Annotated in this window: 11 protein-coding genes, 6 tRNA genes, 3 rRNA genes and 1 pseudogene; 17 read left to right on the top strand and 4 right to left on the bottom strand. The window is 46.1% G+C overall.

What is annotated here, in order from left to right; genetic code table 11:
* Nucleotides 1–237 precede the first annotated feature (237 nt).
* From secA to GA693_RS09230, 8 genes are all read left to right on the top strand, one after another.
* Nucleotides 238–2,955 carry a preprotein translocase subunit SecA gene (gene secA / locus GA693_RS09265; RefSeq protein WP_160241013.1) on the top strand — a complete coding sequence of 906 codons (2,718 nt, stop codon included), beginning with the start codon at nt 238–240 and terminating at the stop codon, nt 2,953–2,955.
* A gap of 157 nt (nt 2,956–3,112) precedes the next feature.
* The gene (locus GA693_RS09260; RefSeq protein WP_152342516.1) at nt 3,113–3,466 is read left to right on the top strand and encodes a hypothetical protein; all 354 of its coding nucleotides are present in this window, start codon (nt 3,113–3,115) and stop codon (nt 3,464–3,466) included.
* Nucleotides 3,467–3,626: 160 nt separating this feature from the next.
* Nucleotides 3,627–4,847: a bifunctional glutamate N-acetyltransferase/amino-acid acetyltransferase ArgJ gene (gene argJ, locus GA693_RS09255; protein WP_016658664.1), complete on the top strand. Its 1,221-nt coding sequence runs from the start codon at nt 3,627–3,629 to the stop codon at nt 4,845–4,847.
* A 144-nt stretch (nt 4,848–4,991) separates the two neighbouring features.
* Entirely contained in the window at nt 4,992–6,059 is a 1,068-nt protein-coding gene (gene nadA, locus GA693_RS09250) for a quinolinate synthase NadA (RefSeq protein WP_160241014.1), read from the top strand.
* Nucleotides 6,060–6,213: 154 nt separating this feature from the next.
* Nucleotides 6,214–6,290: transfer RNA gene (locus GA693_RS09245), tRNA-Pro, on the top strand.
* Nucleotides 6,291–6,331: 41 nt separating this feature from the next.
* Nucleotides 6,332–6,408, top strand: a tRNA-Arg gene (locus GA693_RS09240).
* 34 nt (nt 6,409–6,442) lie between these two features.
* A tRNA-His gene (locus GA693_RS09235) sits at nt 6,443–6,518 on the top strand.
* An 18-nt stretch (nt 6,519–6,536) separates the two neighbouring features.
* A tRNA-Pro gene (locus GA693_RS09230) sits at nt 6,537–6,613 on the top strand.
* Nucleotides 6,614–6,746: 133 nt separating this feature from the next.
* On the opposite strand, the pseudogene GA693_RS09225 reads toward GA693_RS09230, so the two are convergent.
* The 4 genes and pseudogenes from GA693_RS09225 to GA693_RS09210 all read right to left on the bottom strand — a co-directional run bounded on the left by GA693_RS09225 (nt 6,747) and on the right by GA693_RS09210 (nt 8,917).
* Nucleotides 6,747–7,227 (bottom strand): annotated as a pseudogene (locus GA693_RS09225) (OmpA family protein).
* A 7-nt stretch (nt 7,228–7,234) separates the two neighbouring features.
* Complete coding sequence (locus GA693_RS09220) at nt 7,235–8,323, bottom strand: sensor domain-containing diguanylate cyclase (protein WP_160241015.1); 1,089 nt, start codon at nt 8,321–8,323, stop codon at nt 7,235–7,237.
* On the bottom strand, nt 8,320–8,463 hold the full coding sequence (locus GA693_RS14895) for a hypothetical protein (RefSeq protein ID WP_160241016.1): 144 nt from the start codon (nt 8,461–8,463) through the stop codon (nt 8,320–8,322). The genes GA693_RS09220 and GA693_RS14895 overlap by 4 nt, the downstream gene beginning before the upstream one ends.
* A complete protein-coding gene (locus GA693_RS09210) occupies nt 8,456–8,917 on the bottom strand; it encodes a YfiR family protein (RefSeq protein ID WP_228718917.1) in 462 nt (153 codons plus the stop codon). The genes GA693_RS14895 and GA693_RS09210 overlap by 8 nt, the downstream gene beginning before the upstream one ends.
* A 575-nt stretch (nt 8,918–9,492) precedes the next feature.
* Here GA693_RS09210 and GA693_RS09205 point away from each other — a divergent pair.
* The 9 genes from GA693_RS09205 to ibaG all read left to right on the top strand — a co-directional run bounded on the left by GA693_RS09205 (nt 9,493) and on the right by ibaG (nt 18,875).
* Nucleotides 9,493–11,029, top strand: a 16S ribosomal RNA gene (locus tag GA693_RS09205).
* A 61-nt stretch (nt 11,030–11,090) separates the two neighbouring features.
* Nucleotides 11,091–11,167, top strand: a tRNA-Ile gene (locus GA693_RS09200).
* A gap of 112 nt (nt 11,168–11,279) precedes the next feature.
* Nucleotides 11,280–11,355, top strand: a tRNA-Ala gene (locus GA693_RS09195).
* A 353-nt stretch (nt 11,356–11,708) separates the two neighbouring features.
* Nucleotides 11,709–14,598, top strand: a 23S ribosomal RNA gene (locus GA693_RS09190).
* A 191-nt stretch (nt 14,599–14,789) separates the two neighbouring features.
* A 5S ribosomal RNA gene (gene rrf, locus GA693_RS09185) occupies nt 14,790–14,904 on the top strand.
* The 16S, 23S and 5S rRNA genes sit together here with 2 tRNA genes alongside, the layout of an rRNA operon.
* Before the next feature lie 227 nt (nt 14,905–15,131).
* Nucleotides 15,132–16,382, top strand: a complete 1,251-nt coding sequence (locus GA693_RS09180; protein WP_171502397.1) for an esterase-like activity of phytase family protein — start codon at nt 15,132–15,134, stop codon at nt 16,380–16,382.
* Nucleotides 16,383–16,527: 145 nt separating this feature from the next.
* Entirely contained in the window at nt 16,528–17,979 is a 1,452-nt protein-coding gene (locus tag GA693_RS09175) for an RNA polymerase factor sigma-54 (protein WP_160241019.1), read from the top strand.
* Between the two features lie 175 nt (nt 17,980–18,154).
* Nucleotides 18,155–18,487, top strand: a complete 333-nt coding sequence (gene hpf, locus GA693_RS09170; protein WP_005179935.1) for a ribosome hibernation-promoting factor, HPF/YfiA family — start codon at nt 18,155–18,157, stop codon at nt 18,485–18,487.
* A 136-nt stretch (nt 18,488–18,623) separates the two neighbouring features.
* Complete coding sequence (ibaG, locus tag GA693_RS09165; RefSeq protein ID WP_005179933.1) at nt 18,624–18,875, top strand: BolA family iron metabolism protein IbaG; 252 nt, start codon at nt 18,624–18,626, stop codon at nt 18,873–18,875.
* Nucleotides 18,876–18,878: the final 3 nt, after the last annotated feature.

Genomic DNA, 18,878 nt, shown 5'->3' with positions numbered 1-18,878 from the left:
TGGAATAAGTAGTTGCATGAAATGCTGAAAAACATGCAGTCATATTGTCATGCTTTGACTATATCATCCGATTAAAATTTGCTACATTATTTTGCCTTAGCTTCGCTGTACGGATAGAAATCATCAGAATTTTTTGATGGGTTGTGTGCAAAACCCTTGTACTTCAAATTTCTAGCACCATAATAACGACTGAGAACAAATTATTCTTTTGACAAGCAAGATTTAGAGAGTCTATTCATGTTGGCAAGTCTGATCGGAGGAATCTTCGGTACCAAAAATGAGCGCGAACTCAAACGCATGCGTAAAATCGTAGACAAGATTAATGCGCTCGAGCCGACGATATCAGCCTTAAGCGATGCAGACTTATCTGCAAAAACCGAAGAATTCAAACAACGATATAACAAGGGCGAAAGTCTAGATAAGTTATTGCCAGAAGCGTTTGCAGTCTGCCGTGAAGCCGGGAAACGGGTCATGGGCATGCGCCATTATGATGTACAGCTGATTGGTGGTATTACCCTGCACGAAGGTAAAATTGCAGAAATGCGTACCGGTGAAGGTAAAACCTTAATGGGGACTTTGGCCTGTTACCTGAATGCCTTAAGTGGTGAAAGCGTACACGTGATTACCGTGAACGACTACCTGGCACAGCGTGATGCCGAGCTCAACCGTCCACTCTTTGAATTTCTGGGTTTAAGCATCGGCATTATTTATTCGATGCAGGACCCGACCGAAAAAGCGCAAGCCTATCGTGCCGATATTACTTACGGGACCAACAACGAATTTGGTTTCGACTATTTGCGTGACAACATGGTGTTCTCGCTGGCAGAGAAAAAGCAGCGTGGCCTGACCTATGCCATTATCGATGAAGTCGACTCGATCCTGATTGATGAAGCACGTACCCCGCTGATTATCTCGGGTCAGAGCGAAGACTCATCACAGCTGTATGCAGCGATTAATACCATTCCGCCTAAACTGCATCCGCAAAAAGAAGAGAAAGTGCCAGATGGCGGTCACTTCTGGATTGATGAAAAACAGCGTTCGGTTGAAATGACCGAAGTCGGTTATGAAACCGTAGAAAATGAGCTGATTCAGATGGGGCTGCTGGCAGAAGGGGAAAGCCTGTATTCTGCTTCCAACCTGAATCTGGTACATCACGTGTCTGCGGCCATTCGTGCCCATTTCCTGTATCAGCGCAATGTGCATTACATCATCCATGATGGTGAAGTGATTATTGTCGATGAAAACACCGGCCGTACCATGCCGGGTCGTCGCTGGTCTGAAGGTCTGCATCAGGCAGTTGAAGCCAAAGAAGGTCTGGAAATCCAGCCTGAAAACCAGACTCTGGCCACCACCACCTTCCAGAACTACTTCCGTCTGTACAAAAAACTGTCCGGTATGACCGGTACTGCCGATACTGAAGCGGCAGAAATGAAAGAAATTTATGGTCTGGATGTGGTAATTATTCCAACCCACCGTCCAATGATCCGTCAGGACCATAACGATTTAATCTATTTAAATCGTGAAGGCAAATACAATGCGATTATTCAGGAAATCCTGCGCGTGCAGGAATCTGGTGTCGCGCCGATCCTGATTGGTACTGCCACCATTGAAGCCTCAGAAATCCTCTCGGACAAACTGAAAGAGGCCGGTATTCATCATGAAGTTCTGAACGCCAAACAGCACGAACGTGAAGCCGATATTATTGCCCAAGCCGGTGCACCACGTGCGGTGACCATTGCCACCAACATGGCGGGTCGTGGTACCGATATTCTGCTCGGTGGTAACTGGAAAGCTCTGCTGGCCAAAATTGAAAACCCGACACCTGAAGATGAACAACGTCTGAAAGAAGAATGGGACCAGAACCACGAAGCGGTACTGGCCTCAGGCGGTTTGCATATTATTGGTTCTGAACGCCATGAATCACGCCGTATTGATAACCAGCTGCGTGGTCGTGCCGGTCGTCAGGGTGACCCGGGTGTGTCGCGTTTCTATCTGTCACTTGAAGATGACCTGATGCGTATTTTCGCCGGTGATCGTGTGGTGGCCATGATGCGTGCCATGGGCCTGAAAGAAGATGAAGCCATTGAACACAAAATGGTGTCGCGTTCGATTGAAAATGCCCAGCGCAAAGTTGAAGCACGTAACTTCGATATCCGTAAGAACCTGTTGAAATACGATGACGTCAACAATGAACAGCGTAAGATTATTTACTCACAGCGTGATGAAATTCTTGCCGCAAACTCATTGCAAGATTACATCGAAGAAATGCACCGTGAAGTGATTCAGGGCGTGATTGCCAACTATGTACCACCAGAGTCGATTCATGATCAGTGGGATATTGACGGTCTGGAGCAGGCGTTACGTGAAGATCTGGCTTTAGATCTGCCAATTAACCAATGGTTAGAAGAAGATCGCCGTCTGGATGAAGAAGGTCTGGTCGAACGTATTTCTGATGAGCTGGTGGCTCGTTATAACAGCCGCCGTCAGCAAATGGGTGATGAATCTGCAGCCATGCTGGAGCGTCACTTTATGCTCAACTCGCTGGATCGTCACTGGAAAGACCATCTGGCGGCAATGGATTACTTGCGTCAAGGCATTCATTTACGTGGTTATGCGCAAAAGAATCCGGAGCAGGAATACAAGAAAGAAGCCTTTAACCTGTTTGTGAACATGCTCGCTGTGATCAAGTCTGATGTGGTGACTGACTTGTCTCGCGTACACGTACCAACAGCTGAAGAACTGGCTGAACTTGAAGCACAGAAACAGGCACAAGCCGAGGCGATGCAGCTGAATCTGTCTCATGCCGATGTGGACAGTCTGACCGGTGAAACTTTCGAAGCCGATGCGCAGCAGACAACCCCAACCGAAACGGTGTTTACGCCACCGGCAAGCCGTAATTCACCATGTCCATGTGGTTCAGGTCTGAAATACAAGCAGTGCCACGGCAAAATCTAAGCCATTCAAAACATCTCGCAAAAAGCAGAATTTCGATTCTGCTTTTTTTTATTCCGCTAAGTGTTTGAATAGTTTTGCAAGATGTGAATACAGATTGCAGTGCAGGAAATTAAATGGTATTTAGTTGCACATTGCACACCGAAAAGTGGAAAACACAATGAAAAAAGTATTACAACCTTTACTGATTGTTGCTTTAGCAGCACCTGCTTTGGCTTTTGCCAATACCCAAACCACCACGCCGGCAAAAGTACAGGCCGCAGTCGGTGTAAGCACCACCCAAGCAGTGGTCAATAATGACCAGGTGACGGTTGCAAGCCCACGTACCGGTATCCGTTATACCTTTGCCAACCCGAATAAACGTCCGATTGTGCTCCAGACTGCAGCCATTGCACCGGCCAATGCCGCCAATGCCGATCGCATTGTTGCTTCTAACCCGGCATTGTCTGCAGAAAGCCAGCAAAAAGCCAAACAGGCTTTATTAAACGAAGCTGCGCAACTGGCCAAAAACTAAGGGTCAAGCACACAACACTAACCAGCCTGAGGGCTGGTTTTTTATTGCACGGCAGTTGAGTCCGGTCACAATTTTGTGGATGACGGGTTCTGCTCGATTTTTTCCTGATTTTGTTCTAAGCTGTGCACACTGAATTATTAACTGGTTGGACGTTTTAAAAATGGCAGTAGGTGACGTTTCTATGCCACAGATGCATGTGGTCAAAGGGGTGAGAATTGGGACAGCAGAAGCCTATGTTCGTTATAAGAACCGACGTGACCTTGTTATTTTTGAACTGGCCGAAGGTGCCAATGTCGCCGGTGTGTTTACCCAAAACGCCTTTTGTGCAGCGCCTGTGCATATCTGTAAAGCGCATCTGCAGGCGGGTAATCCACGTTATTTAGTGATTAACACCGGCAATGCCAATGCCGGAACCGGTAAAACCGGTATGCAAAATGCAGCAGCAACCTGTGCCAAGCTGGCTGAACTGGCAGGTGTACAGACCGCCGAAGTATTGCCATTTTCTACCGGTGTGATTGGCGAGCAGTTACCAATTGAGCGTTTAACTGCGGGTTTACAACCGGCCCTAGACAGCTTGCGTGCTGATGCCTGGGACGACGCTGCCCGCGGTATTATGACCACAGATACCACACCGAAAGGTGCATCTGAGCAGTTTGAACTGGATGGCATCACTTATACCATGACCGGTATTTCTAAAGGTGCCGGCATGATTCGCCCGAATATGGCGACCATGCTTGGTTATGTGGCCACTGATGCTCCAATCAGCCGTGAACTGGTACAGCAACTGTTGAGTAGTACGGTTAATGTCTCGTTTAACCGCATCACTGTCGATGGCGATACCTCAACCAATGACTCCTGTATCTTCATTGCAACTGGCCAAGCCGGTGGTACAGAAATCAGCTCGACCGAAGATCCGCGTTATGCCGTAGTATTAGAGGTTTTAACCCGGGTGATGACACGTCTGGCGCAGCTGATTGTGCGTGATGGTGAAGGCGCGACCAAATTTATTACCGTTGCAGTCGAAGGTGGACAAAATACCCAGGAATGTTGCGATATTGCTTACAGTATTGCTCATTCACCGCTAGTAAAAACCGCTATTTTTGCCTCAGATCCAAACTGGGGCCGTATTCTGGCGGCCATTGGTTATGCGGGCGTGCCAAATTTAGACGTTGAAAAAATTCAGGTTTGGTTAGATGATGTACAAATCTGTAAAGATGGCGGCGCCGCAGCGGACTATACCGAAGAAGCCGGCGCACGTGTCATGGCGCAGCAGGAAATGACCATTCGTGTAGATTTAGGTCGTGGCCAGGCTCAAGATACCGTCTATACCTGCGATTTATCTTATGATTATGTCAAGATTAATGCAGACTACCGTTCTTAAGTCCCTGATGTATTTCTGAAAAAGCCTCCGTTGTGAGGCTTTTTTACAACGCTGTATTTTTAATGATTGGTCAAGCACTGACACTGACCAATTGCTGATGTAACTGCTTGTGCAAACAAGCATTTCGATAGAGAAGACGCTGTTATGAATGATGCGACCAATTTAATTGCCAATGAAGCAAAGTCGATTGTGCAGGCGCATTTAGACCGTTTGGGTGAACCGAAAGAAAATCATTTAACTGAAGAAGCCAAGCAGGCCAAATTTGCCTTAATTCAGGCCGAACTTAAAAAACGTGATGCAGTACTGGTGGCACACTATTATTGCGATCCTGAAGTGCAAGAGCTGGCAGAGCTGACGGGTGGTTGTGTATCGGATTCACTGGAAATGGCACGTTTTGGTCGTGATCATGCAGCGTCAACCTTGGTGGTGGCCGGGGTGAAATTTATGGGCGAAACCGCCAAAATCCTGTCACCTGAGAAAACAGTGCTGATGCCGACGCTGGAAGCCACCTGTTCACTCGACCTGGGCTGCCCGGTAGATGAATTTACCCAATTCTGCGATGCCCATCCTGATCATACCGTAGTGGTGTATGCCAACACCTCGGCTGCTGTGAAAGCCCGTGCCGACTGGGTGGTAACCTCAAGCTGTGCGGTTGAAATTGTCGAGCATCTCGATAGCCTGGGTGAAAAAATTATCTGGGCACCGGATCAGCATTTGGGGCGTTATATCCAGAAAAAAACGGGCGCAGATATGCTACTCTGGGATGGTGCCTGTATCGTGCATGAAGAATTCCGTGCCCGCGGGATTGCACAAATGAAAGCGCTTTATCCGGATGCAGCGGTGCTGGTGCATCCAGAATCACCAGAATCGGTGGTGGATGTTGCTGATGCAGTCGGCAGTACCTCGCAATTGATCAAGGCTGCCCAGACTTTGCCACATGAGCGTTTAATTGTGGCGACCGACCGCGGGATTTTCTACAAAATGCAGCAGGCGGTACCGAACAAGATTCTGGTAGAAGCGCCGACCGCCGGTGAAGGCGCGACCTGTCGTTCATGCGCGCATTGCCCGTGGATGGCTATGAACGAACTAGATGGGATTTTGCAGGTTTTACAGCAGGGTGATCAGGAAATTTTTGTTGATCCTACGCTGGCAGAACGCGCCAAATTACCGCTCGATCGCATGTTAAACTTCAGTGCGCAGCTAAAACGCTAAAAATTGATTGAAAAATGTCTAAAATGCTTGATAAATAAGCGGTTGAAGAGATTTTTCATATTTTTTTAAAGATAGGTGTTGACGTCCACGGGCGTCGCGCCTAGAATGCACACCGTACCGCACGATGTGCGATACACGAAAAGCTGAGATGAAACGGAGCATAGCACAGCCTGGTAGTGCACCTGGTTTGGGACCAGGGGGTCGTAGGTTCGAATCCTACTGCTCCGACCAATTTCTCAAGGCAACGATGTGTTTTTGGTATCATCGGTTAAGCGCTTGTAGCTCAGTTGGATAGAGCATCCGCCTTCTAAGCGGATGGTCACAGGTTCGAATCCTGTCAGGCGCGCCATTTTGGTGGCTTGGTATTGTAGAACTAATTGATGGTGGATGTAGCTCAGTTGGTAGAGCCCTGGATTGTGATTCCAGTTGTCGCGGGTTCGAATCCCGTCATTCACCCCAACTTTTAAAGTTGAACATCGGAGCATAGCACAGCCTGGTAGTGCACCTGGTTTGGGACCAGGGGGTCGTAGGTTCGAATCCTACTGCTCCGACCAATTTCCCTAAAGTTGAAAGATAAAAGATACCGCGTTAAGCGGTTTTTTTATGCCTGAAATTTGAGTCTGCGGATCAAATCTCCCCATAAAAAAAGCCTCTGCAAGAGGCTAGTTCTACAAAGTGGCAAAATACTTAAGGCACAATCACCACATTTACACGCTGGTTCATCGCCCGGTTTTCAGGAGAGGTATTGGGCACCAGTGGTTGTTCTGCACCGCGAGGAATTACCTGTAAATGGTTTGGTCGAAAGCCTTGTTGCATAAAAATCTGTGCGACATTTTCAGCGCGTTCTCCGGACAGCTTCAGGTTATAGGTCAGGTCGCCGACATTGTCGCTATGTCCAATAATTTTGACTTTATCTAGTTTATATTTCAGCAACTTGCTCGAGAGTTGCTGTAAGGCTTGCTGGTTATGCGCCTGGATCTCGGCCTGATCAAAACCGAACAGCAGTTTTTCTGGTAGGCCTAAGCTCCAGCCCTCGCTGGTCAGGCTAAAACCTTCCTGCTTGAGCATGCGGGCCTGTTTGTAATTGAGCTGCCCCCAGACTCATGCAGGCACTGAGGGTAGTCAGTGCAAGCAGCAGACAAGCAGTTTTAAAAATATGTTTTAACATGAATAAACTAACCTTTGGCCATGCGCCCGTGCTCTGCAAAAATGTACCAGTGTTGTGCGAGCTGCTTGGCCTTATACATGGCCATATCTGCATTATTGATCAGCATTTCAGGAGATGATGCTGACTGCGCGAGTGCGATGCCAATACTAAAACTGAAATAAATAGGATGATGATTAAAAATTAAAGGCTGGCGACAGCAGTGGAGTAAATTTTCACTTATTCTAATTAAATCATGATGATCTTCAATATTTTTTACAATAATTGCGAACTCATCACCACCGAGGCGGGACATAAAATCATGCTGGTTTAACGCTTGGCGCAAGCGTTTGGCCATTTCCAGCAGCACGGCATCACCGGCGGCATGGCCGTGGCGATCATTAATTTCTTTAAAGTTATCGTTATCAATAAACAGCAGGGCAATGCTGTCTTGCGTACCTTGGGCAAAACTCTGTGCCAGCATTTGATGGAAATATTCACGATTAGGAAGTTGGGTCAGTCCATCATGACGGGCCTGATGCGACAATTGATGATTTTCATGTTGCAGGGCCCGGGTTGAGGCTTCAATTTTGTCCAGCAGTTCATTTACCACGCGATTAATTTCCTGAAACTCAGAAATTTCAGACGAGGGCAGGCGTAGCTGATAATTTTTATTGGTGCTGATGGTCTGGGTGGTCTGTACCAGTGGATTGACCGCTTTCATCAAATGTCGGTAAACCGCATTTGCCGACCAGAACAGTAAGGCCAGCAGTAAAATAAAGCTAATGGTCAGCGCCAGTAGAATGGTGTAGAAAAAACTGACATGGGTGGAGGCATTGCCATAGACCACCAGTTGTCCAAAATTTTGCTGCTGATGCTGAATCTCGACTGTCACCGGCTCACGAAAATACAGCCAGTCCAGTAAATACTGAATAAACGGTAACGCATTTTGATGATGATGAATGGTCGACAGGACCTCACCATTGGTTGCGATGACTTGAATCGAATGAATCGGATATTGCTCGGCATATTCAGTCAGAATCTTCTGAATTGTATAGGTGTCATGAAAGACCACAGCGGGCTGAATCCGCTCTGCCAGAGAACCGGATAAAATACTCAAACTCTGTTTGGCATAACTTCCAGGGTGTAATTAGACACCACACAAAAAATACCTAGGCATAAACCAAAGGTCAGAATAAAAATCACCAGCTGGTAGGGACGGAAAATACGTCGTAGCGATACTGCTTTGGGCTTATTCATGCTTTAGGCCCCCGTTTTTACCCAGTAATAATACCCGGGGGTCAATATGTACCTGCGATTGCGTCAGACTTTGCATATTCACCCTAAATGAATACTGCTGATTTTTCTTCTGGTAAAGGCAAAAGACACTGCCCAGTTCACAGGCTGAATTGGTAGTGCTAATGCTTAAGGCGGGATAACGCACTGCATTGTTCAGAATATTCTGTTCTTCACGCGGGCTTAGGTTAGAAAAGACAATGGCCTGACAACTGGTCTGTTTTAAATCGTCTAATTGTAGTGGGCTGATTTTATAAACATGCTGTGCGCTACGCTGGCTTTTAAATTGTTGTGCCAGTACAGGATTATTCACAATACAAATATTCGGCGTGTTTTGCTCCCATTTGGCATAACTTAAAATGGCATACACCATTTGGGGTGCACCAGCGGTTGGGCTATTGGCATGGGCAGGGTGCAAACATAAACACAGCAAAAAACACAGTGTTTTGTGTAAGGGGAGAGAAGGCATTTTTATAAAAAATTAAAAATAAAATTATGGCCGCAGTCTAACTAAAATAAAAATGAAAGAAAAGGATGAAAAATAAACTAAAAAACCTGAAATTGATCATAAAAAATACAGTTAAAATATATTTCCCAAAATAATTAAAAATAGGGGTTGCGTCAGGTTTTATTTGCTCTATAATGCACATCCATCGGCGGTGATGTTGATAAAAACTTGTTGATAAACAAGGATTTAGCTAAAATGGTTGAGTTCTGGTTTAGGTGGTAAGTTTAGAAATAAAATCAACATTGCATGTTGACTTTCTAAAAATAGAGAGTAATATAGCCGACCTAGCTTGATGCTGACGAAGCATCGAGAAGATCATTAAGAGATTATGAAGAACAACTTGTGTGGATTTTTACTGGTTGATTGATCGAAATTATTTTCATTGATTGAATGGTAGAAATTACTCGAAGTTTATTTGAGAAATATTTGTCAGAAAATTGATGAGCCAAGTTTAAGAGTTTTACTTATAAAACTCGAAATGATTTTAACTGAAGAGTTTGATCATGGCTCAGATTGAACGCTGGCGGCAGGCTTAACACATGCAAGTCGAGCGGGGAAGGTTGCTTCGGTAACTGACCTAGCGGCGGACGGGTGAGTAATGCTTAGGAATCTGCCTATTAGTGGGGGACAACATTCCGAAAGGGATGCTAATACCGCATACGTCCTACGGGAGAAAGCAGGGGATCTTCGGACCTTGCGCTAATAGATGAGCCTAAGTCGGATTAGCTAGTTGGTGGGGTAAAGGCCTACCAAGGCGACGATCTGTAGCGGGTCTGAGAGGATGATCCGCCACACTGGGACTGAGACACGGCCCAGACTCCTACGGGAGGCAGCAGTGGGGAATATTGGACAATGGGGGGAACCCTGATCCAGCCATGCCGCGTGTGTGAAGAAGGCCTTTTGGTTGTAAAGCACTTTAAGCGAGGAGGAGGCGCTCTAGGCTAATACCCTAGATGCGTGGACGTTACTCGCAGAATAAGCACCGGCTAACTCTGTGCCAGCAGCCGCGGTAATACAGAGGGTGCGAGCGTTAATCGGATTTACTGGGCGTAAAGCGCGCGTAGGTGGCTAATTAAGTCAAATGTGAAATCCCCGAGCTTAACTTGGGAATTGCATTCGATACTGGTTAGCTAGAGTATGGGAGAGGATGGTAGAATTCCAGGTGTAGCGGTGAAATGCGTAGAGATCTGGAGGAATACCGATGGCGAAGGCAGCCATCTGGCCTAATACTGACACTGAGGTGCGAAAGCATGGGGAGCAAACAGGATTAGATACCCTGGTAGTCCATGCCGTAAACGATGTCTACTAGCCGTTGGGGCCTTTGAGGCTTTAGTGGCGCAGCTAACGCGATAAGTAGACCGCCTGGGGAGTACGGTCGCAAGACTAAAACTCAAATGAATTGACGGGGGCCCGCACAAGCGGTGGAGCATGTGGTTTAATTCGATGCAACGCGAAGAACCTTACCTGGCCTTGACATACAGAGAACTTTCCAGAGATGGATTGGTGCCTTCGGGAACTCTGATACAGGTGCTGCATGGCTGTCGTCAGCTCGTGTCGTGAGATGTTGGGTTAAGTCCCGCAACGAGCGCAACCCTTTTCCTTACTTGCCAGCATTTCGGATGGGAACTTTAAGGATACTGCCAGTGACAAACTGGAGGAAGGCGGGGACGACGTCAAGTCATCATGGCCCTTACGGCCAGGGCTACACACGTGCTACAATGGTCGGTACAAAGGGTTGCTACACAGCGATGTGATGCTAATCTCAAAAAGCCGATCGTAGTCCGGATTGGAGTCTGCAACTCGACTCCATGAAGTCGGAATCGCTAGTAATCGCGGATCAGAATGCCGCGGTGAATACGTTCCCGGGCCTTGTACACACCGCCCGTCACACCATGGGAGTTTGTTGCACCAGAAGTAGGTAGTCTAACCTTAGGGAGGACGCTTACCACGGTGTGGCCGATGACTGGGGTGAAGTCGTAACAAGGTAGCCGTAGGGGAACCTGCGGCTGGATCACCTCCTTAACGAAAGATTGACGATTAGTAAGAATCCACAACAAGTTGTTCTTCATGACGATGTATCTGAGGGTCTGTAGCTCAGTTGGTTAGAGCACACGCTTGATAAGCGTGGGGTCACAAGTTCAAGTCTTGTCAGACCCACCATGAGCGAGGGTCAGCGAAACATGTTTCGCCCGAGCGCAAGACGAGAGCTATGCTCGAGTTAAGCATTCGCCTTAACACAGTCTACAATACATCGAATCACAAATGATAAGCTGGGGACTTAGCTTAGTTGGTAGAGCGCCTGCTTTGCACGCAGGAGGTCAGGAGTTCGACTCTCCTAGTCTCCACCATAGATTATAGAGCTTAGTAAGTTTATGCTTATTAATCTCTGTGATTTATCACAGTTGACTGCAGTCCGACGAGGATGTAGTGAATCATTAACAGATTGGCAAAATTGAGTCTGAAATAAATTGTTCACTCAATCAATATACGTTAACGCGTTGTTATGACGGGTTGATGAACGTAGATTGAATTGAGAACTAGCAAATTAACTGAATCAAGCGTTTTGGTATATGAATTTAGATTGAAGCTGTACGGTGCTTAAGTGCACGGGACTTCGAACTGTAGATTAAATAGATAATTGATTATTTATTTAATTGTCTTAATCCTACTTGTAGGGATTAACGACTGTTTGGGGTTGTATAGTCAAGTAATTAAGTGCATGTGGTGGATGCCTTGGCAGTCAGAGGCGAAGAAAGACGTGATAGCCTGCGAAAAGCTCCGGGGAGGCGGCAAATATCCTTTGATCCGGAGATGTCTGAATGGGGAAACCCACTTACCATAAGGTAGGTATCAATACATGAATACATAGTGTATTGAGGCGAACGAGGGGAAGTGAAACATCTCAGTACCCTTAGGAAAAGAAATCAATTGAGATTCCCTCAGTAGCGGCGAGCGAAAGGGGAACAGCCCATTAAGTTATGTGTGTTTTAGTGGAATGCTCTGGGAAGTGCAACCATAGTGGGTGATAGTCCTGTACACGAAAGGGCACACATAATGATGACGAGTAGGGCGAGGCACGTGAAACCTTGTCTGAATATGGGGGGACCATCCTCCAAGGCTAAATACTCCTGACTGACCGATAGTGAACCAGTACCGTGAGGGAAAGGCGAAAAGAACCCCTGTGAGGGGAGTGAAATAGATCCTGAAACCGCATGCATACAAGCAGTGGGAGCCACTTCGTGTGGTGACTGCGTACCTTTTGTATAATGGGTCAGCGACTTACATTCAGTAGCAAGGTTAACCGCATAGGGGAGCCGTAGGGAAACCGAGTCTTAATAGGGCGTATAGTTGCTGGGTGTAGACCCGAAACCAGGCGATCTATCCATGAGCAGGTTGAAGGTTGGGTAACACTAACTGGAGGACCGAACCCACTGTCGTTGAAAAGCCAGGGGATGACTTGTGGATAGGGGTGAAAGGCTAATCAAGCCTGGTGATAGCTGGTTCTCCCCGAAAGCTATTTAGGTAGCGCCTCGGACGAATACCATTGGGGGTAGAGCACTGTTTCGGCTAGGGGGTCATCCCGACTTACCAAACCGATGCAAACTCCGAATACCGATGAGTACTATCCGGGAGACAGACTGCGGGTGCTAACGTCCGTAGTCAAGAGGAAAACAATCCAGACCGCCAGCTAAGGCCCCAAAATCATAGTTAAGTGGGAAACGATGTGGGAAGGCATAGACAGCTAGGAGGTTGGCTTAGAAGCAGCCACCCTTTAAAGAAAGCGTAATAGCTCACTAGTCGAGTCGGCCTGCGCGGAAGATGTAACGGGGCTAAAACTATGTGCCGAAGCTGCGGATGTATACATTGTATACGTGGTAGGGGAGCGTTCTGTAAGCCGATGAAGGTGGATTGAGAAGTCTGCTGGAGGTATCAGAAGTGCGAATGCTGACGTGAGTAACGACAAAACGGGTGAAAAACCCGTTCGCTGAAAGACCAAGGGTTCCAGTCCAACGTTAATCGGGGCTGGGTGAGTCGACCCCTAAGGCGAGGCCGAGAGGCGTAGTCGATGGGAAATTGGTTAATATTCCAATACTTCAGTGTAATGCGATGAGAGGACGGAGAAGGTTAAGTCAGCCTGGCGTTGGTTGTCCAGGTGGAAGGCTGTAGGCATGCATCTTAGGCAAATCCGGGGTGCTCTATGCTGAGAGCTGATAGCAAGCTAGTTTACTAGCGAAGTGGCTGATACCATGCTTCCAGGAAAAGTCTCTAAGCTTCAGTTACACTGGAATCGTACCCGAAACCGACACAGGTGGTCAGGTCGAGTAGACCAAAGCGCTTGAGAGAACTCTGCTGAAGGAACTAGGCAAAATGGTACCGTAACTTCGGGAGAAGGTACGCTGTTGACGGTGATGGGACTTGCTCCCTGAGCGGTTGACAGCCGCAGAAACCAGGCCGCTGCAACTGTTTATTAAAAACATAGCACTCTGCAAACACGAAAGTGGACGTATAGGGTGTGATGCCTGCCCGGTGCTGGAAGGTTAATTGATGGGGTTAGCGTAAGCGAAGCTCTTGATCGAAGCCCCAGTAAACGGCGGCCGTAACTATAACGGTCCTAAGGTAGCGAAATTCCTTGTCGGGTAAGTTCCGACCTGCACGAATGGCATAATGATGGCGGCGCTGTCTCCAGCAGAGGCTCAGTGAAATCGAAATCGCTGTGAAGATGCAGTGTACCCGCGGCTAGACGGAAAGACCCCGTGAACCTTTACTGCAGCTTGACATTGAACTTTGACCTTACTTGTGTAGGATAGGTGGGAGGCTTTGAAGTTGGAACGCCAGTTCCAATGGAGCCGTCCTTGAAATACCACCCTGGTAATGTTGAGGTTCTAACTCTGTCCCGTGATCCGGGACGAGGACCATGTCTGGTGGGTAGTTTGACTGGGGCGGTCTCCTCCTAAAGAGTAACGGAGGAGTACGAAGGTGCGCTCAGCGTGGTCGGAAATCACGCGTAGAGTATAAAGGCAAAAGCGCGCTTAACTGCGAGACCCACAAGTCGAGCAGGTACGAAAGTAGGTCTTAGTGATCCGGTGGTTCTGTATGGAAGGGCCATCGCTCAACGGATAAAAGGTACTCTGGGGATAACAGGCTGATACCGCCCAAGAGTTCATATCGACGGCGGTGTTTGGCACCTCGATGTCGGCTCATCTCATCCTGGGGCTGAAGCAGGTCCCAAGGGTATGGCTGTTCGCCATTTAAAGAGGTACGCGAGCTGGGTTTAGAACGTCGTGAGACAGTTCGGTCCCTATCTACCGTGGGCGCTGGAAATTTGAGAGGATCTGCTCCTAGTACGAGAGGACCAGAGTGGACGAACCTCTGGTGTACCGGTTGTGACGCCAGTCGCATCGCCGGGTAGCTATGTTCGGAAGGGATAACCGCTGAAAGCATCTAAGCGGGAAGCCTACCTCAAGATAAGATTTCCCTAGGAATTTATTCCTCTAAAGAGCCGTTCGAGACTAGGACGTTGATAGGTTGGGTGTGGAAGCATAGCGATATGTGAAGCTGACCAATACTAATTGCTCGTGAGGCTTGACTATACAACACCCAAACAGTTGTTGTATCAAGCTGAATTCTAAACTAATCCTTGATTTAGTTAATGCGACACAATAAAATTCAGACCCAATGGCCAATCCGTTAATAACTCATTTGGAACAAAGTAAGGCATTACATGCAAAAGCATCAAGCTTAAGCAAAGTAACTAAGACCCGAACAAGTCCATAACAGTTGTGCTGGCGACAATAGCAAGAGTGAACCACCTGATCCCTTCCCGAACTCAGAAGTGAAACCTCTTAGCGCTGATGGTAGTGTGGGGTTACCCATGTGAGAGTAAGTCATCGCCAGCTCATTAATTCAAAATCCCCCTAGCTTAAACAGCAGGGGGATTTTTTTTATGCTTTTAATAAAGCTAAAGAATTATAAGTCCCAGAAAAGTATCTAAGCATCATGATCAAATAAATAGAAAGACAAGTATTCGGTCGCAAAAACCGGTCTTTAAATTGTCACTGAATCATCCCAACACTGTCATTTTTTCTTGTTTGAATGGTTTCCCCAATTGCTATTTTTAAACTTTATGAAAAAAAGATCTATTGGCCTTTTTATGGCCGCTGTGTTGGGCTTGAACGGATGTAATGATTCTGATGAAAAGACGCAGGTGACGCCTACACCCTTGATCAATGAGCCAACTTTGGTGGCTTTTGCAAAACTGGATGTGGCCACCTATGCAGAAGGACCAGATTCCGGTGCATATGTGACCGGTGCAAACGGAATTTTGCCGCCATTTTCTGGGCAGCCTGTGCAAGGTTTTTCGGCTGCTTTAAAAAATAATGATGGGACTTATCTGGTGATGTCTGACAATGGTTTTGGCACGCAAGATAACTCGGCTGACTATCTGCTGCGTTTGCATGTGATTCAACCGACCTTTAGAACAAAAACAGCAACTAACGCTGAAGTAAAGCATTTAAGTTATGTGCAGCTGCGTGATCCGAATAAACTGATTCCCTTTTCTATCGTCCATCAAGACACGGTCGAACGATTATTAACTGGTGCCGATTTTGATCCGGAATCGATGCAACGCGCACCGAATGGCGAGATCTGGATTGGAGATGAGTTTGGACCCTATTTACTGCATTTTTCTGCTGAGGGTGTATTACTGAGTCCACCAATTCCATTACCGAATCCACTGAATCCGGCGCAAGAGCTGCGTTCACCTCAGAATCAGTTCAATAAAGAACAGCTGAATTTTGTTGAGCCATTGGTACAGCGTAGTGGTGGTTTTGAAGGCATGGCGATCTCTCAAGATGGAAAATATCTGTATCCGCTGTTGGAAAAGCCATTACTGAACGATAGTTCTAATCGTTTAATCGTGTCTGAATTTGATTTGGCAAAAAAAGCCTATACAGGCAAATATTATTATTTTCCATTGCATACTAGCGCTACCGCGATTGGTGATTTTCAGCTGTATAGCCCGACGGAAGGGATGATTATTGAACGGGATGATAGTGAAAACGATCTGCTGGGCTATAAAAAGCTGATTAAAGTCACGCTCAGCACCGCTGGTCAGAATATGCAGAGAGAAGATCTGGTCAACTTGATGGATATTGCCAATCCGGATTTACTTTATGGCACTGCGCGAGCGGGTGATATTGCGACCGGTGAGCGTTTTGGTTTTCCGTTTCAGACCATTGAAGATATTGTCATTGAAGGTCCGGACCTGATTACTGTGCTGAATGATAATAACTTTCCTGGTTCAAGCGGGCGAAATGCCAATCTGGCCGATGATAATGAAATTATTCAGATTCGTTTGCCAAAAGCATTGTTCTAAATTTATCAGCAATTACAGAAGGTCACCACGGGTGGCCTTTTTTTATGAAATTTTTTTTGTATATTTTTTAATAAAAGCATGCTATAAAAATTAAAACAGGCATAAAAATTGCTTATAAAATGCGGTATTAAAAAAGGTGGGTAGTATGAAGTTATCAGTGGGATTAAAAGTTGCCAACTCCCTGTCATTGACACCCCAGTTGCAACAGGCCATTCGTTTACTTCAATTATCAAGTTTAGAACTTGAGCAAGAAATTCAATTACAGCTCGATAGTAATCCATTATTAGAGAAAGTTGAAGAACAGGCCGATGTTGAGAGTCTGTCAGCGGCAGATACAGATCGTGATCAAAAAGATTTAACCAATGAATTAAATGCCGATCATCTGCCAGATGATTTACCGGTCGATACCGACTGGGATGATGTCTATACCCATCAGCCGACCAGTTTGGGTACGCCAGAATATGAAGAGCGTGAAGATAACCGTCAGGGTGTACTGGGTTTAAAAGAGCATATGCTGGAGCAGATTAACCTGCTGCATTTTTCTAAAATTGACCAGCTGATTGCTTACTGCATTATTGATTCTCTGGATGATAAGGGTTTTCTGGAAAGCGATATCAGCGAGATTACTGCTTCAGTCCAGCATCTGCTCGATTCGATGGAGTATGAAGACAGCATCGAAGACGATGAAGTGCTGGTGGTATTGAAACATATTCAACGGCTGGAGCCGGTGGGGGTTGGTTCGCGTCATCTGGCGGAATGTCTGTTGATTCAGCTGGAAAGTCTGCCGACAAATACCCCATGTCGTCAGGATGCTATGCAGCTAATGACCCATTATGAGTTATTAATCAGCAATGAAATTCCAAAACTACTCAAGCAGACTGGTTTAAATACCGATCAGCTGAAATGTGCGGTCGAGTTGCTGAAAACTTTGAAACCGCATCCGGGTATGGAGTTTGAAGATAAAGAGTCGGATTATCAGATTCCAGATGTGGTGGTGATGAAAAAAAATGACAGCTGGCAGGTACAGCTGAATCCGGATGTCATGCCAAAGCTCCGGGTTAACTCGTTTTATGCCAATATGATTCGTCGTGCCGATCAGAGTGATGACAATCAGTATTTACGCAATCAGATGCTGGAAGCCAAAAACTTTATCAAGAGTATTGATGAGCGGCATAAAACCTTACTGAAAGTGGCAACCTGTATTGTTGAGCATCAGCGTACTTTTCTGGAAATTGGCGCAGAAGGCATGAAACCTTTGGTGCTACGCGATATTGCTGAAGAGGTGGAGCTGCATGAATCTACGGTATCCCGTGTGACCACCAACAAATATATGCTGACCCCGCGTGGCCTGTTTGAATTGAAATATTTCTTTTCAAGTCATGTTGGCACTACATCGGGTGGTGAAGCATCGTCAACTGCGATTCGTGCCAAGATCAAAAAACTGATTGCTGAAGAGAACTTACGTAAGCCTTTGTCTGATAACGCAATTGCTAATATTTTAAAAGAAGAGGGGATTGATGTGGCGCGACGTACGGTTGCAAAATATCGCGAATCTTTACATATTCCATCTTCTTCTGAAAGAAAAGTCTTGATCTAGTTTTGAAAATCTGCCTATTCTAGAGATTCATTATGACAACATAATGAATCTTTTTTTTTATGAGGATGAGTCAAAATGATTGCATGAAGGTATCACTGAGCAGCAGTTCTGGTCCTGTACGTGAATCATTTTGATGATGACTCGTCTAATCCTAACGAAGGTGAGGGATAGAATTATGCAAATAACAATTCGTGGCCATCATTTATCAATTACACCTGCAATTGAAGAAAATATAAAAGCAAAGTTCGCGCAAATGACCAAACATCTGGATCAGGTCAATAGTATGCAGGTGAAGCTCAGTAAAGATCATCAGATCGATAAGCATTCTAAAAAAGGCAGTGCCAACCATATCGCAGAAGCGATTATCCGTTTACCTGGAACGGAGCTGTTTGCCCAGGCCTGTGCTGATGATATGTATACATCGATTAAGAAAATGTCAGAAAAATTAAAACGCCAATTAGACAAGCATCGCAAAATGCAGCTGGTTTATCAGCCTGTCGCGATTTAGCTGAAACAATCGGCAAAAAGAGGTTTTTAAAAAACCTCTTTTTTTATATATATAATGTATGTGACTAATGAATTATTTTTTTCATTTATAGTAAAATGACCGGTTTTACACCGTTGGTCCTATAAGAGGTCTTGTGATGAATAATGAACAGCTCGCTGAAATTTTAAAAGCTGCTTTTCCAGAGGCAGATGTAGTCGTTAGTGGGCAGGGTGGTAAATTTGATCTTCGTATTGTCGATGATCAGTTTGAAGGCAAACGTCTTGTTGCACGCCAACAGGCAGTGTATGCGCCGATTAATGCTTTGATCGCCAGCGGTGAAGTTCATGCGGTAACAATTAAAGCAATGACCAAAGAAGAATGGCGTAAAGCAAGCTTATTCGGAGCTTAATAA

Origin of the sequence: Acinetobacter indicus (assembly GCF_009914475.1) — a bacterium.
GTDB lineage: Bacteria > Pseudomonadota > Gammaproteobacteria > Pseudomonadales > Moraxellaceae > Acinetobacter > Acinetobacter indicus.
The sequence above is the reverse complement of the archived record's forward strand: the minus strand, read 5'-3'. Positions and strand labels throughout refer to the sequence as shown.